Annotated in this window: 16 protein-coding genes, 1 tRNA gene and 1 other annotated feature; of the genes, 6 read left to right on the plus strand and 11 right to left on the minus strand. The window is 41.7% G+C overall.

What is annotated here, in order from left to right; all coding sequences use genetic code 11:
• Nucleotides 1-122 precede the first annotated feature (122 nt).
• A complete protein-coding gene (locus RMY64_RS18720; protein ID WP_322671067.1) occupies nucleotides 123-677 on the minus strand; it encodes a phosphate-starvation-inducible PsiE family protein in 555 nt (184 codons plus the stop codon).
• 81 nt (nucleotides 678-758) lie between these two features.
• Nucleotides 759-1679: a tetratricopeptide repeat protein gene (locus RMY64_RS18725; protein ID WP_322671068.1), complete on the minus strand. Its 921-nt coding sequence runs from the start codon at nucleotides 1677-1679 to the stop codon at nucleotides 759-761.
• A gap of 407 nt (nucleotides 1680-2086) precedes the next feature.
• Here RMY64_RS18725 and RMY64_RS18730 point away from each other — a divergent pair, with 407 nt between their 5' ends.
• Nucleotides 2087-4135: an elongation factor G gene (locus RMY64_RS18730; RefSeq protein WP_322671069.1), complete on the plus strand. Its 2049-nt coding sequence runs from the start codon at nucleotides 2087-2089 to the stop codon at nucleotides 4133-4135.
• Nucleotides 4136-4453: 318 nt separating this feature from the next.
• Nucleotides 4454-5350: an SPFH domain-containing protein gene (locus RMY64_RS18735; protein ID WP_322671070.1), complete on the plus strand. Its 897-nt coding sequence runs from the start codon at nucleotides 4454-4456 to the stop codon at nucleotides 5348-5350.
• A 199-nt stretch (nucleotides 5351-5549) separates the two neighbouring features.
• Here the strand turns inward: RMY64_RS18735 and RMY64_RS18740 are convergent, their stop codons facing one another.
• Nucleotides 5550-5864 carry a hypothetical protein gene (locus RMY64_RS18740; protein WP_322671071.1) on the minus strand — a complete coding sequence of 105 codons (315 nt, stop codon included), beginning with the start codon at nucleotides 5862-5864 and terminating at the stop codon, nucleotides 5550-5552.
• Between the two features lie 295 nt (nucleotides 5865-6159).
• On the opposite strand from RMY64_RS18740, the gene RMY64_RS18745 reads away from it, so the two are divergent.
• Together RMY64_RS18745 and RMY64_RS18750 are read left to right on the plus strand one after the other, a co-directional pair.
• A complete protein-coding gene (locus RMY64_RS18745; protein WP_322671072.1) occupies nucleotides 6160-6519 on the plus strand; it encodes a hypothetical protein in 360 nt (119 codons plus the stop codon).
• A gap of 10 nt (nucleotides 6520-6529) precedes the next feature.
• On the plus strand, nucleotides 6530-7180 hold the full coding sequence (locus RMY64_RS18750) for a Uma2 family endonuclease (protein ID WP_322671073.1): 651 nt from the start codon (nucleotides 6530-6532) through the stop codon (nucleotides 7178-7180).
• A gap of 136 nt (nucleotides 7181-7316) precedes the next feature.
• Here the strand turns inward: RMY64_RS18750 and rplL are convergent, their stop codons facing one another.
• The 8 genes from rplL to rplS all read right to left on the minus strand — a co-directional run bounded on the left by rplL (nucleotide 7317) and on the right by rplS (nucleotide 11626).
• Nucleotides 7317-7706: a 50S ribosomal protein L7/L12 gene (gene rplL / locus RMY64_RS18755; protein ID WP_322665357.1), complete on the minus strand. Its 390-nt coding sequence runs from the start codon at nucleotides 7704-7706 to the stop codon at nucleotides 7317-7319.
• A gap of 93 nt (nucleotides 7707-7799) precedes the next feature.
• A complete protein-coding gene (gene rplJ / locus RMY64_RS18760; RefSeq protein ID WP_322686263.1) occupies nucleotides 7800-8414 on the minus strand; it encodes a 50S ribosomal protein L10 in 615 nt (204 codons plus the stop codon).
• Between the two features lie 63 nt (nucleotides 8415-8477).
• Nucleotides 8478-8646, minus strand: a sequence feature (ribosomal protein L10 leader region).
• A 56-nt stretch (nucleotides 8647-8702) separates the two neighbouring features.
• On the minus strand, nucleotides 8703-9416 hold the full coding sequence (gene rplA, locus RMY64_RS18765) for a 50S ribosomal protein L1 (protein ID WP_322671075.1): 714 nt from the start codon (nucleotides 9414-9416) through the stop codon (nucleotides 8703-8705).
• A 132-nt stretch (nucleotides 9417-9548) separates the two neighbouring features.
• Nucleotides 9549-9974, minus strand: coding sequence for a 50S ribosomal protein L11 (rplK, locus tag RMY64_RS18770; RefSeq protein WP_094348918.1), 426 nt, complete (start codon nucleotides 9972-9974; stop codon nucleotides 9549-9551).
• 6 nt (nucleotides 9975-9980) lie between these two features.
• The gene (gene nusG / locus RMY64_RS18775; protein WP_322671076.1) at nucleotides 9981-10628 is read right to left on the minus strand and encodes a transcription termination/antitermination protein NusG; all 648 of its coding nucleotides are present in this window, start codon (nucleotides 10626-10628) and stop codon (nucleotides 9981-9983) included.
• Complete coding sequence (gene secE, locus RMY64_RS18780; RefSeq protein ID WP_322671077.1) at nucleotides 10628-10849, minus strand: preprotein translocase subunit SecE; 222 nt, start codon at nucleotides 10847-10849, stop codon at nucleotides 10628-10630. Before secE ends, nusG begins: the two co-directional genes overlap by 1 nt.
• A 189-nt stretch (nucleotides 10850-11038) precedes the next feature.
• Nucleotides 11039-11111: transfer RNA gene (locus RMY64_RS18785), tRNA-Trp, on the minus strand.
• Between the two features lie 152 nt (nucleotides 11112-11263).
• Nucleotides 11264-11626 (minus strand): 50S ribosomal protein L19, encoded by a 363-nt coding sequence (gene rplS / locus RMY64_RS18790; protein WP_322671078.1) that lies wholly within the window; start codon nucleotides 11624-11626, stop codon nucleotides 11264-11266.
• A 152-nt stretch (nucleotides 11627-11778) separates the two neighbouring features.
• Between rplS and RMY64_RS18795 the strand changes: the two genes are divergently transcribed.
• Both RMY64_RS18795 and RMY64_RS18800 read left to right on the plus strand, forming a co-directional pair.
• On the plus strand, nucleotides 11779-12837 hold the full coding sequence (locus tag RMY64_RS18795) for a glycosyltransferase family 2 protein (RefSeq protein WP_322671079.1): 1059 nt from the start codon (nucleotides 11779-11781) through the stop codon (nucleotides 12835-12837).
• 502 nt (nucleotides 12838-13339) lie between these two features.
• Nucleotides 13340-14398, plus strand: coding sequence for a glycosyltransferase family 4 protein (locus RMY64_RS18800; protein ID WP_322700810.1), 1059 nt, complete (start codon nucleotides 13340-13342; stop codon nucleotides 14396-14398).
• Nucleotides 14399-14405: the final 7 nt, after the last annotated feature.

Genomic DNA, 14405 nt, shown 5'->3' on the forward strand with positions numbered 1-14405 from the left:
GCAAAAATAATTTCCTGATACAGCCTCATACAAAGGAGTGGGGAGTGGGAAAATACTTTTACCCACTCCCCGGTACAGACGTGATTAATCGCATCTCTCCCACTCCCCATTTTCATAACAATTTATCCAAGGGGTTGATTCTCATCACATTGACGTGAATACTGTAATTCCAAGTCGTTTTGTCGTTCTCTACCTCCCCTATACACAACCGGACAAAACTTAGTGTTAGCGCTCATACAATCCATGTGTGGTGTCTTAGCGCACACCACGAGTAGTCCACCCAAAACAAATAACAAACCACAAATTGCAAGCGTATTAACCCAAGAAATTTCCAGCGCTCCGTGAACGACTACCTCACGCAGTAAAGATACTATTGTTACCTCAACTGCCACTCCTACAGAGATACTATGTTCTTGCAAATAGACCATTAATAGTCGAAATAACTCGACTAAAATCAACACAAATAGTATTTTTGCAGTCACATGTTTATAGTCTAGTGGCTGCATGAGGGCGATCGCTATCCCCCACAATTGGATTAGCATGACGGCGAACAAACCCAAACACAAAACAATCACAATTAAGTCTTGAAAGGCTTCCATGTTGCGAACAATTGATTGCCGATCGAGCCAGCGATCGCTAAATAAAAATCGACTCTTCAGGCGCTTTTGCATGTACATTTTTCCAATCGGGACTAGTTCAGACAACACCAGCGAGTCAACCCAATAGTTTTATCTTATGCAATATTAAGTTTTTCTGCCTCAGCGAGGTTGGTAATTGAAATTTTGTGCTTGTTGTAACAATTGCTCGGCATTTTTCGCCCACTGGGGATTTTTTTGAGCATTGTATAAATCTCTAGCAAATTGTAATACTTGTACTGCATCGCCATATTGCTGTAACTGGATAAAAACTAACCCAGCACCATAATAAGCGTTGGGATAGTTAGAGTTAGCTTCAGCTGATTTTCTAAAAGCCTCTAATGCCTCTTGTAATTTACTTTGTTGAAAAAAAATCGATCCGAGATTGTAGTAAGCTTCTGGATACTTGGGATTAATTTTTAATGCTTGATAAAATGCACTTCTAGCTTGGTCGAGTTTACCTTGCTGGAGATAACACATCCCTATATGGTAAGGAGGTTCTGGTGCATTTTTGCTATATTCTATGGCTTTTTTAAAAGATGCGATCGCTTTCTCGCAATCTCGTTGCTGTTCTCGTACTAACCCCAAGTTATAGTGGGCAAATCCGAGTTTGGGATCGAGTTTTAAAGCGTGTTGCAAGTAATCGTTAGCTAACTTGAAATTATTCCCTTCTAACAACGCTCCGCCTAAATTAGCAAAAGCTGGAGCAAATTTCGGATCGGCTTGCGTCGCTCGATAAAATGCATCCGCAGAGGGTTGTAATTGTCCCGTTTGTCGGAATGCTAACCCTAAATTATAGTGCGCTGGTGCCAATGCTGGATCTAATTTAGCTGCTTGTTTAAAGGCGGCGATCGCATCTTGTACCTTTCCCGCCTGAATTGCTTGTAAGCCTTGGTTTAACCAGTCTACGGCAGTTTTAGGATTAGATTGTGCCAACTTGAAGGCGACAGGAGGAGATAGAGCAAGAGAGGGCAAGGAAATACTCATAACCAGCATCAAACTTACTAACCCTGCTATGCGATATTTAAAGAATGATAATCTCATTGATTTTCTGACTCACAACACTTTCAGTTAAATTTACTTCATAAAAAGTTTTTTACAAAAGTTTTTGATTTGGGATAAAAATTTGTGATATTTAACTTTTCTTAAGCTAAATCTTACGACAGGCTACAATTTTTTTAACTTTCGATTAAAGGGAGGATAATAACGAATTAAAGAAGGGGTAATTTTGACTCCAGAGAACCATTTTGTTCAAATAGAATTCAGGAGTCAGGAGCCAGAATTCAGCTGGGAATTCTGTACGACTGGCAAAGAAATAAATCGGTTTAAGACCCTCGCGGACTTGCTACTGTCAAGATTTATGAATCCTGAATTCAGAATAGCTGGATTCTTCTTTAACCCTTGATATATACAGAATCATGCGGTTATAAAAAAACCGCAAGGGGGGTTTTATGAACGAAAAAGTAAAATCGGGTTCGCGGAACGTTGCAATTGTTGGGCCTTATTTAAGTGGAAAAACCACTTTACTAGAAAGCTTGTTATTTGTCACAGGGGCAATTTCCCGCAAAGGCAGTGTTAAGGACAGCAATACAGTAGGAGATAGTGCAGCCGAGTCGCGCGATCGCCACATGAGTGTAGAAGTCAGCGCCGCTAGCACTGAGTATAACGGCATTCGCTTCACTTTTATTGACTGTCCGGGAAGTGTAGAATTTGCCCAAGAAACGTACAATGCTTTAATGGGAGTTGATGCGGCAATTGTAGTTTGCGAACCCATCCGCGAACGAGTCCTTACCCTCGCCCCTTTATTTAAATTCCTGGACGATTGGGAAATTCCCCACCTCGTCTTCGTCAACAAAATGGATCGGGCAAATATTCATGTCCTAGAAACGTTGCACGCCCTAAAAGCAGTATCTAGCCGTCCCCTGGTAGCACATCAATTTCCAATCATGAATGGGGAAGAACTCACCGGCTTTATTGATATGGTGAGCGAACAGGCATATCAATATCATCCCGGCGCACCTGCCGATCCCATTCCCTTCCCTGAAAGTTTAAAAGAAGAAGAACATACAGCACGGGCAGAAATGCTCGAAGCCTTAGCAAATTTTGACGACCATTTACTCGAAGAACTTTTAGAAGATATCGAACCTCCTCAAGAGGAAATCCTCAAAGATTTAAAAATGGAATTAGGGGCAGATTTAGTAGTGCCCGTTTTCTTTGGTGTAGCAGAACAAGATTATGGTGTTAGACCTCTATTAGAAGCCTTGTTACGGGAAGCCCCCGAACCAGAAACTACAGCAGAACGTCGTTTAAAAAACATCAAAGGTGATGCAGCTTTAGCGCAGGTATTAAAAACTTATTACACTCCCCAAGGTGGCAAACTTTCTCTGGTGCGTGTTTGGCGCGGCAAATTAACTGATGGCATCGTCCTCAATGGCATTCGCACTGGTGGAATTTACCGCCTCATGGGACAGCAACAGCAGTCAGTTAACCAAGTTAGTGCTGGTGAAATTGTTGCATTGAGCCGTTTAGAAGGAATCAAAACAGGCGATACAATCTCCACAGAACAGCAGTCGGCAATCAAATTACCCAAAGCTGTAGAGTTGGAACCAGTGTATGCTCTGGCTATTACACCAGAAAAGCGCAACGATGAAGTTAAACTCAGCAGTGCCATCACCAAGTTATTAGAAGAAGACTGCTCACTTGCTTGGGAACAACATGGCGATACCCACGAAGTTATCTTGTGGGGACAAGGCGAGATTCATTTACAAGTCGCCCTAGATAGACTGCGCCGCAAATATAACTTGCCAATGACAACCCACTTACCGCAAGTGCCTTACAAAGAAACCATCCGTAAAACGGTGGCTTCAGTTCATGGACGCTACAAGCACCAAAGCGGTGGTCACGGACAGTTTGGTGACGTTTTTCTCGACATCAAACCCCTACCACGCGGTACAGGTTTTAACTTTAATGAAACTATTGTCGGTGGCGTAGTTCCTAAACAGTACATCCCCGGCGTAGAAATGGGCGTGCGAGAATTTTTGACACACGGGCCTTTGGGCTTCCCACTAGTAGATTTGGCGGTAACTTTGACTAATGGTTCATACCACAACGTTGATAGTTCCGAACAAGCCTTTAAGCAAGCTGCGCGATTGGCAATGCAAACGGGAATACCCCAAGCGGAACCTACCCTATTAGAACCAATTCTGCGAGTGGATGTTACCACACCGAGCGAATTTACCTCCAAAGTGCTGCAACTGTTGAGTGGTAGACGGGGGCAAATTTTAGGCTATGAGGGGAGAAACGATTGGCAAGGCTGGGATAATGTCTCTGCATACTTACCACAAGCAGAGATGCAGAATTTTATTGTAGAGCTGCGATCGCTCACTCTTGGCGTTGGTTCCTTCCACTGGGAATATGACCATCTCCAAGAAGTACCCGAAAAGCTTGCCGAACGTGTCATTCACAGCAATGGCAATGGTGTTAACGGCAACGGCAAGTAATACCAATTTGAAAAAATAATGCGACAAATAGACCATTTGTAGAGACGCGATTCATCCCGTCTTTACCCAAAGATGTGTTGCAATCATTAATTGAATTGGTATAATTTTTGATTTTGAATTAATTGTAAAGTAGCGTATGCCCGCCGCAGGCATCGCTTCAAAGCTAAGATTCCTGATTTCTGAGAAAAGTCGGGAATCTTTTTCAATCTATAAAAGAATTCATAAACCTCTAACTTGTGTGAAATGATATGAATTTCATAAAAGCATTTGGGAATTATGTGATTAAGCATATTCGTCTTAACTACACAGAAAAAACTCATGGGCTTTATAGTCTCTCTTGTAACTAGCCTAATTGCAATTCTCGTCTATCTCAATACAGATAAAATATCTAGTGAAAGGTCACGTTTAGCAATACGCACAATTATGATATTAATTGGCAGTATTGCAGTACTGAATTCTTTTTCTAGGCTTTTGGCGATCGTCCCACCTGGTAATGTCGGTGTCGTCAATTTCTTTGGTGACGTTTCCGAAACTACTCTTAATCCTGGTGTCCACTTGCTTAACCCCTTTAGCAAGGTGCTGAATTTTTCTACTCGCCTTAAGGATATAAAGGAAAATGTAGATGCAACATCCCAAGAAGGTTTGAGCCTAAATCTTGATGTCAGTCTTCAGTACAAGCTCGATCCACAAAAGGCAGCTACAGTATATAAAACAATTGGAACTGATGAAACACAACTGGTGATTTCCAGATTCCGCTCTACTGTCCGCGCCATCACGGCAAACTACCCAGCCAATGCTATTTACTCTACCAAACGCCAAGAAATCGCCCAAAAAATTGACCAACAACTTACCCAAGAGCTACCAGCTTTGGGTTTCATCGTTGAGGAAGCTCTTTTACGAAACATCAAAATGCCTGATACTCTACAAGCTGCAATTCAAAACAAACTGAAGACAGAGCAAGAAAATCAGCAGATGAAATTTGTTTTAGAGAAAGAGCGTCAAGAGGCAGAACGAAAGCTGATTGAAGCGCGAGGTATAGCTGATTCCCAAAAAATTATCTCAGGTGGACTTAGCAACCAAGTGCTGCAATTACGAGCGATTGAAGCTACAGAAAAGCTAGCTCAATCCAATAATTCTAAGCTGGTAATTATTGGTTCTGAAAAAGGCAGTGTACCTATTATGATCCAGCCAGAAACAGGAACCTCAAAGCCCTAAAATTTTTTTCTCAGGTTAATGGCTTGGCAAATAATCTTTGCTTCACTTACACCCGCTTGTTAGGCGATCGCTTCTCGCAGATATTCTTGACGTGGTTCAATATAAATCTGCTTACGAATTTTGCTCGACACAATTTAAATGTTACATGATGTACAATTTAAATTGTGTATTAATTTATAGTAATATTGCGATTGCTAACTCAGCGTTGCGAGACATCGCTTAAAAAATATATACGCTTCAACAAATGAGCACTGGGATTCTTAATAGTATTTCCATAGGCAGCAGAGGACTCTACGATAAGAAGCTTATCGTCACAAGTAAAAAATTCTTTAAATTGCCTATGGAGACTTTCAACATCTTCATCTTCTGACATACTAATCCACCATACATTTTTCAAAACTTTCTCAGCACCAGCATCAGCCCTGATTAACTCTTGTTCAATTTGCTTATAATCTTCACTACGGTTTTCTGTGTCTATCAAATCATAGAGAATAAAAAACTGTTTATTTTTCATAAGAACACTCATAAATACCAAAATAGAGATTGATGTTACTATTCATATTTAAAAAAATCATGCTAGTAAACAGTACAAATACTGGCATTTAGCATAAATGCATTATATTATGCATTGTTTTGTAATAGTATTGCGAGCACAGATTTATCTTACGCAAAGCTGAGGGAGTGGGGTTTTATGGATTTTCTTATTAGCGACTGTGGTCGCAAAGACGTAAAGAAGAGTGCAAGATGTATATTATAGTTTGGGTAAACTATAATATACATCTTGCGATGGAAATTTCCATATACTTATTATGTTTGTGTTTTACAACGACAAGAATAAAAAACTTGAAATAATAGAGATTAAATCAGGAATTAGAGCCTTAGATATAGCAATCAATATTTTTAATTGGCCAAATTATTTTTTGATAAACTTATTTAATAACTTAGTAGATAAAATAAATTCACCAGGTAATCTTTCACAAGATGATAGTGAAAATATCAGAAAAATCATTGAGGAAGGTCGTAAACAAAAAGTTTCAGAAATGGAGATCGAAATGAGTCGTGATGTTGCTACAGGAGTGAGTATAAACGGTCTAGAAGGTGTTGACGTAACAATTGGGTGTAAAGGTAATACTAAATATGTGATGAAGGTAAAATACAAATACGATTAGGTGAAGAACAATGGTAACACTTCAATTACAACAATTAAGTGTTCCGCCAGGACATAGAGTAATACTCCAGGATATTAGCTGGCAAGAATTTGAGGCGATTTTAGCAGAACTTGGCGACCATCGAGCTACTCGATTAGCTTACAGCCAGGGAACTTTGGAGATGAGAATGCCATTACCAAAGCATGAGAAAGCCAAAATCATCATTGGAGATTTGGTAAAAATTCTTTTGGAAGAGTTAGAAATTGACTGTGAAACATTTGGCTCAACCACTTTCAAGCGTGAAGATATGGCTTTTAGTGTAGAGCCTGATGACTCTTTCTACATTCAAAATCATGCTCAAATGATTGGTAAAGAGCGAATAGACTTGAGGGTTGACCCGCCACCTGACTTAGCAATTGAAGTTGATGTTACTTCTAAAACTCAACTAGATGCTTACGAAGCATTGCGATTTCCTGAACTGTGGCGATATGAAAATGGCAAGCTACAAATTAATATTCTTCAGGATGGCAAATACATTGAGTCTGAAATTAGTTCTATTTTTCCCAACTTGCCCACTGTTGAAGAAATTCCCCGGTTTGTCGAACAAAGCCGAACTTTAGGTAGAAGCCCAACGCTTAGGGCATTTCGTCAATGGGTAAGAAAGCAAATCAACCCAACTTAATCTAACCCTTGCTTTTTTAACAACAAATTAGCGTTGTAATACTTAATACTATTTTTATCTGCAATATAAGATTATACGATAAAAAAAGGAGCCTAAGTTAGGCTCCTTAATTAAAAAACTGGTAATAGAATTGTGACTACTTAACAGTCACCTTACCGCCAGCTTCTTCGATGCGCTTCTTAGCATCTTCAGCGGCATCCTTAGCAACACCTTCTTTAACTGCCTTGGGCGCAGCTTCCACCAAGTCTTTAGCTTCTTTCAGACCCAAACCTGTCAATTCGCGGACAATTTTCAGTACGGCAATCTTCTTATCAGCTGGGACTGATTCGAGAATGACTTCAAACTCAGTTTGCTCAACAGCTTCTTCAGCAGGAGCAGCAGCAGCACCAGGCCCTGCAAACGCTACGCCAACAGGTGCAGCAGCACTTACACCAAAAGCTTCTTCAATTTGCTTGACTAATTCAGAAGCTTCCAGCAAAGAAAGAGTTTTTAGTTGTTCTAAAATGTTATCGGTTGTAGCAGACATTGATATAACTCCTGTAATTTTGATTATTTATTTGTCATAGGTCATTAGTCTTTAACTACAGACTTTTGACTTTTGACTGATGAACCACGAAGTCTATTCAGCAGCAGTTTCAGTGCTACTATCACCTTCAGCAGTGCTTTCGGTGCCGCTATCTTGCACAGCAGCAGTTTCAGTACTACCACCACTTTGCTCTTGGTCGGCCACAGCCTGCAAAGCACGAGCCAGCGAACCAGGAACTTCGTTGATACCCACAGCAATCTTGGTAGCCAAGGAATTGATAGCCCCAGCAATTTGTGCGATGAGTTGTTCCTTAGATGGCAAGTCTCCTAGTACCTTGACATCAGGTTCTTTGAGTAGGCGACCTTCCAGTACACCACCGCGAAGTTCTGTCTTCTTGGTGACTTTTTGGAATTCTTGGTATGCCTTAATTGCCGATGAAAAATCATCTTTTACCAGCAAAAAGGCGGAAGAACCATTGAGCAATTCCGATAAAGGCTGCCATTTTTCATCGTCTTTGATAGCAATGCCCATTAAGGTGTTCTTTGTCACCTTACAAACAGTGCCACTGGGACGTAACCGCCGCCGTAAGTCTGTAATTTCCGAAACTGTTAGCCCCTGATAGTCAATTACCAGTGCCAGAGTTGACTCACTCAAAGTTTCTTTGAGGTCAGCAACTATTTCTTTTTTATCTTCTACTGTTCTACCCATTCCAATCTCACCTCCTTAAAACAATCGGGGAAGTGCCCTAGTTGTGTGTTTTTTCTCAACCTGAATCCAAACAACAAACCCCGGCTAAGTTAGCCGGGGTTGAGTAGTAAGACTCGTGATGCCATAGTTATCACACCTTTATGGGTGGTAATTCTGACAATTAGAGTTTTAACCTCGGCAGGATATTTAAGCTGTTAGCACCTGCTGTCTCCGGCTTTGCTTATTTAATTTTGTCATTTGTCCTTTGTCATTTGTCCTTTGCCTTTACAAATGACTAATGACTAAAAATTAACTTGCTTGGCTCAGTTTCAAATCTCTTAGGGCACTGATATCAACTTTAATTGATGGCCCCATTGTGGCTGACACATAAAATGTGCGCCAATAACGGCCTTTAGCTCCTGAAGGACGGTTACGGTCAATTGTCTCCTGCAATGCCTTCAGGTTGACTAACAAATCTTCAGGCGAGAAGGTTGTCTTACCAAACATAACATGGACAATACCAGTTCGATCGGCCCGGAATTCTAATTTACCTGCTTTGAATTCTGCGATCGCACTTCCGATATCAAATGTTACGGTTCCACCCTTGGGCGATGGCATCAAACCACGCGGCCCAAGCAACTTACCCAGCTTTGCCACCTGTGGCATCACATCGGGCGTGGCAATCAGCTTGTCAAAATCCATTCTACCTTTCTGGATTTCGTCAATCAGTTCTTCCGATCCAACTATATCAGCACCAGCGTTGCTTGCTTCGTTGACCTTTTCTCCTCTGGCTATCACCGCCACGCGGACGATTTGTCCTGTACCTTTAGGCAGTGCTACCGTTGTCCGCAACTGTTGGTCTGTATACTTGGGGTCAATTCCCAACCGGATATGCGCTTCAGCAGCTTCGGTAAATTTAGCTGTTGCTGTGTCTTTAAGAAGGGCTAAAGCCTCTAGGGGTTGATAATCTTTTTCTTCTACTTTTGCTTGCAGACCCTGCAAACGACGCGATATTTTTGGCATTTGTTCTCCTGGGGTAATTCCGAAGCCTCGCCTCTCCCCCGATAATTTTTAGTTATTTGTCTTTTGTCATTTGTCCTTTGTCATTTGTGATTTGTTGATTTTTTCTAATGACTAATGACCAATGACCAATGACTAATCCGTAACTGTTACACCCATATTTTTAGCCGTTCCTGCCACAATCTTCATTGCCGCGTCGATATCGTTGGCATTGAGGTCGGGGAGTTTGGTTTGGGCTATCTCTTGCAATTGTGCTTTGGTTATTGACCCAACTTTCTTTTTGTTGGGTTCATTTGAGCCTTTTTCAACTTTCGCCGCCTTCCGAATCAGTACTGATGCGGGTGGCGTTTTGAGTACGAATGTAAAACTCCGGTCTTCAAAAACCGAAATTTCTACAGGTATCACCATTCCAGCTTGGTCTGCTGTTTTGGCGTTGTACTCTTTACAAAACATCATGATGTTGACACCATGTTGACCCAAGGCGGGACCAACTGGCGGTGCTGGGTTGGCTTTTCCAGCATTCAGGGCCAGTTTAATGACCGCCACTACTTTCTTCGCCATTTGTATTTAACTCTGTTTCTCTACCTGATTAAATTCCAATTCTACTGGTGTATCCCTGCCGAAAATTGAGAGCAAGGCTTTAAGTTTACTCCGTTCTGGAGAGACTTCAATTACCTCGCCTTCAAAGTCTTTAAATGGACCAGAAAGCACCATTATCTTATCACCAGTAGCCATGTCAATTTTGACAACAGCTTCTTGTTCGCTGGTTTGTTTGAATATACGTTCAACTTCTGAAGAACTTAGTGGTATGGGGTTGACATGACCGCGACCCTTGCTGCTACCACGTTTTTGTTCTGAACCGACAAAGTTAATTACATGAGAGGTGTTGCGTACCACCTGCCAAGTATCATCATCCATCATCATCCGCACCAGCACATAGCCAGGGAAAACTTTTTCTTCTGTATGCTGGCGACTGCCATCTTTGCGGATTTTCACCGCTGGCGTCTGCGGAATTTCTACTTGGATAATTTTGTCAGCGACATCAAAAGTTTGAATGCGTTGCTCTAAGTTAGTCTTTACACGCTTCTCACAGCCTGAAGCTACTTGTACTGCATACCAGCGTGCTTCTTTTGACGCTGCTTCTGCTGCTTCTGCTTCTGCTGTTTCTTCTGACTGCAACATTGAGTTGCGTGGTTCATCTGTTGCAAAACTCATTAGAACACCTGTTTTGCTGCCCAAGCAAACAATCCATCGACCAAGTATATCAAAGATGCGGAGAGTGCCACCATTAACAACACAGCGGCGGATTCGCTCACTATCTGTTTCCGACTGGGCCAAACTACTTTTTCAAGCTCTTCTTTGGTTCCCTGTATGAAGTTGCCAAAGCTAAACCCATTTGCGGTTTCTGGCAATTCTGCTTCACTTTTTTTGGCCACGACCGTTTATCCCCCGTTTCTTATACTAGATCCTGTTTAATTGTCATCTAGGTTTTGCAGTTTCGACTCTATTTCACTTACTGTCAGTAAAACAACTGCAAATACAATAAGTTTACCCGAAATTATTAGCGCTAACTGCTATATTAGCAGTTGCGTAATTATTTCGGGCTTTGTTTTTTTGCTCTTGAGCGCGCCCTGGAGGACTTGAACCCCCGACATCAGGTTTTGGAGACCTGCGTTCTACCAACTGAACTAAGAGCGCACAAGCTGTTTTTTATTCAGTGATTGCGCTGAACTAAATTTCAGTTTAACGCAATATGCGATTTATATCATACCTTAATTGTGTCGGGAAAACAAGTCAGCGGCAGATGCCGCTTGCAGCTTGAGATTTCTCCCATACTTTTGCAGTCCGAATCACAAAGGGCGGTCAAACCGTTGCTTGATTCGGGTTGCTTTACCTACGCGATCGCGGAGATAATACAGTTTAGCACGGCGGACTTTACCGCGACGTAACACCTTAATGCTGTCAATCCGGGGAGAATGCAACAGAAATACCCGCTCAACGCCCACGCCTTGAAAAACCTTACGAACTGTAATAGTTTCGTTGATGCCGCCGTTGCGCTTGGCAATCACAACTCCCTCATAGGGTTGCACGCGGTATTTTTCGCCTTCCTTGATTTTCACTCCCACTTTTACAGTGTCGCCCACATAAATGTCGGGCACATTCGATTTTATCTGTTCCGCTTCAATGGAGCGGATAATCTCTTGAGCGTTCATAGTCTTTCTGTCTGCTTAAAAAAACTCACGATCATCAATGATAAATCGATAATCCTATTTCAGTCTACTTGTTAGGATTGATAATTGTACTGATACAACAGCTTAAAGATCGAAGCTATATTGCAGAATGCCGTACTACAAAGGAAAAATTTATGAAATTTAGCATCGTCATCAGTACCTATAATCGCTTGAATTTGCTGAAAAGAGCAATTGATTCGGCTCGTAACCAAACAATTGAGTGCGAGGTAGTTGTTGCTGACGATTGTTCTGATGATGACACCCAAACCTATCTCAAAAGCTTAGGGGATAAGGTTGTTTACCATCGTAACGAAGTAAACCTTGGTCATGCAGCAACGGTAAATGCTGGAGTTGCCAAAGCTAGCGGCGACTGGATTAAGTTTTTAGATGATGATGACTATTTAGCGCCCAACTGCATAGAAGAGATGGCAAAGGCGATCGCACTTCGTCTTGATGCTGTAATCTGCTCTTGTGTGGCGGCTCAGGTGGATGGCAATCAAGTTGAACTCTCTCGCACCCCCCAAGTTGGCCCCGGTTTAGCTTTTTATATCCCCCAAGCCGATATTCACTATGGGATGCTTTTAGAGCTTGTACCCTTTGGCACACCTGTACAAGTAGCTTGTCGACGTGATGCTTTTCTACAAAGTGGTGGTTGGGACTCCACACTCGATGCTAACTGTGATGACATCGATTCCTGGATTCGGATTGCTCAGTTTGGCGATGCTATTTTCTTCAATCAGTGTCTTGCTTACCGCACTATTTGGCCGGGTGCGTATAATCAGAAGTTTTCTTTGTCTCGGCGGTTGGCGACAAATATTTTAATGAAGGAAAAAATTTACGCTTTGGTAAATGAGCAACATCGCTCAAAGATTCCTGTCTTTCAGGATATAAAAAATTACCTAAGACTCCATTGGATTTTAGTTGCACTGAAGCAAAAAAATCTCAAGAGTTTTCTTTCCATGATAGATCCATCTATACTTTCTCCTCGGTCTTGGAAGTTTTTGCTAACTGCTATTTCATCACGCCGCTCTCAGGGAAACAATTCTCAGGTTCGTAAACTTGTATTGATTGAGTTGTACTATGATGTCTGGCAAAATGCCCAGAATAAAAGCGCCAGTCTTCAAAATTTAGAATTAGATTCTGTGCCACTGGTGGACTTGCCCATGAGCGCCCAGTCGAACTCTCAGTACTAGATGAGGACGTTACTACCAATTACCAGATCGGTAGCTGTGAAATTCTTCAAAGTTGCCAATGTGGTAGTGTAATCACTCTTACCGTAATTATAATTAACTTGTGTAGAAATACCCGATTGGGCAAATAGTAGGTAGCCATCACTTACGGGATTGCTGCCAGTTTTTTATTCTCTGTTTTGACTGCTGTGTGAAATGGAATTTATATAATCTGCTGTGGGGTACTAGAGTTCGATACCAGAGTATTAAGAAATAGAAAATAAGGTTATAGCAACTTTAAATAGCAGATTCAGCCTTCAGAATTTTGGAGTTTTACCCCGATTTATTGAGCCGTTACTGAATAAGTCTTTAAGCTAAGTAACTGGTTAGAAGCGCTCTTAATCAGTAGAAAGTGGTCAATTTTACGCACTACTGACTACTTTTTAGTTGTCGCTGAAGACCTCAATAATTATGTTGATTTCTATTCAGTTACTTATCTTTATTTTTTATACACGTCTCAAAGATTATGCGAATCATACATATTTTGAACCACATTCAAGAAATAGGTAACGGTATTGTGAATGTGGCTGTGGATCTGGCTTGTCTACAGGCAAAATCTGGTTATGAAGTCGCGGTTGTTTCTGCTGGTGGAGAATACGAGGCTTTACTAGATATTTGTGGTGTCAAACATTACCACTTAGACCAAAGCAGGAAACCGCTAAATACGATTAAAGCAGCTATACGTTACCGAGCGATCGCAGCTCAATTTCAGCCGGATATTGTTCATGCTCACATGATGACGGCGGTAATATTAGCACGCATTTTTAAGGGACGCAAATATGCTTTAGTTTCTACAGTCCACAATGAATTTCAGCGTGCTAGCTTGCTGATGGGTTTAGCTGACAGAGTAATTGCTGTCAGTCAGGCTGTATGTGATTCTATGATTAGGCGTGGTATTCCAGAAAACAAGTTGCGAGTGGTATGTAATGGCACTTTAGGCAGTCCTCGCACCCGACAAATACAAGATTATCAACCTTTACCATTACAGCATCCAGCGATCGCCACTGTCGCCGGGATGTATCAACGCAAAGGAATTGCTGAGTTAATTGCTGCCTTTGAACAAATTGCCTCAGATTTTCCCCAAGCCCATCTTTATTTGGTAGGAAACGGCCCTGATAAACAGCTATTTGAGGCACAGGTACAAGCAACTTCTGTAAAAGAACGCATTCATTTTGAAGGCTTCCAACCAGAACCTCAACGCTATTTGATATCTTGTGACATATTTGTGCTGGCTTCTCACCGTGACCCGTGCCCTTTGGTGCTTTCGGAAGCTAGAGAAACTGGAACCGCGATCGTCGGCACTCAGGTAGACGGGATTCCTGAAGCTTTAGACAACGGGCGAGCAGGTCTTTTAGTGCCAGCAAAAGATAGTCATGCTTTAGCTGGGGTTTTAGTGCAATTACTGAGTAATACCGAGATGCTGCAAGAGTGGAAACAGCGGGCAAAGAAAAACTTAGATAGGCTGAGTGTTGCCCGCGTCCATCAGGAAACAATGACAGTGTATCGTGAGTTAATTACAGAATGAGGGCATT

It is taken from the genome of Nostoc sp. DedQUE08 (assembly GCF_034530895.1).
Taxonomy (GTDB): Bacteria; Cyanobacteriota; Cyanobacteriia; order Cyanobacteriales; family Nostocaceae; genus Nostoc.

Coding starts and splice junctions, on each gene's coding strand:
- RMY64_RS18720 (WP_322671067.1), bottom strand. CDS start 677: ATGTACATGCAAAAGCGCCTGAAGAGTCGATTTTTATTTAGCGATCGC.
- RMY64_RS18725 (WP_322671068.1), bottom strand. CDS start 1,679: ATGAGATTATCATTCTTTAAATATCGCATAGCAGGGTTAGTAAGTTTG.
- RMY64_RS18730 (WP_322671069.1), top strand. CDS start 2,087: ATGAACGAAAAAGTAAAATCGGGTTCGCGGAACGTTGCAATTGTTGGG.
- RMY64_RS18735 (WP_322671070.1), top strand. CDS start 4,454: ATGGGCTTTATAGTCTCTCTTGTAACTAGCCTAATTGCAATTCTCGTC.
- RMY64_RS18740 (WP_322671071.1), bottom strand. CDS start 5,864: ATGAAAAATAAACAGTTTTTTATTCTCTATGATTTGATAGACACAGAA.
- RMY64_RS18745 (WP_322671072.1), top strand. CDS start 6,160: ATGTTTGTGTTTTACAACGACAAGAATAAAAAACTTGAAATAATAGAG.
- RMY64_RS18750 (WP_322671073.1), top strand. CDS start 6,530: ATGGTAACACTTCAATTACAACAATTAAGTGTTCCGCCAGGACATAGA.
- rplL (WP_322665357.1), bottom strand. CDS start 7,706: ATGTCTGCTACAACCGATAACATTTTAGAACAACTAAAAACTCTTTCT.
- rplJ (WP_322686263.1), bottom strand. CDS start 8,414: ATGGGTAGAACAGTAGAAGATAAAAAAGAAATAGTTGCTGACCTCAAA.
- rplA (WP_322671075.1), bottom strand. CDS start 9,416: ATGCCAAAAATATCGCGTCGTTTGCAGGGTCTGCAAGCAAAAGTAGAA.
- rplK (WP_094348918.1), bottom strand. CDS start 9,974: ATGGCGAAGAAAGTAGTGGCGGTCATTAAACTGGCCCTGAATGCTGGA.
- nusG (WP_322671076.1), bottom strand. CDS start 10,628: ATGAGTTTTGCAACAGATGAACCACGCAACTCAATGTTGCAGTCAGAA.
- rplS (WP_322671078.1), bottom strand. CDS start 11,626: ATGAACGCTCAAGAGATTATCCGCTCCATTGAAGCGGAACAGATAAAA.
- RMY64_RS18795 (WP_322671079.1), top strand. CDS start 11,779: ATGAAATTTAGCATCGTCATCAGTACCTATAATCGCTTGAATTTGCTG.
- RMY64_RS18800 (WP_322700810.1), top strand. CDS start 13,340: ATGCGAATCATACATATTTTGAACCACATTCAAGAAATAGGTAACGGT.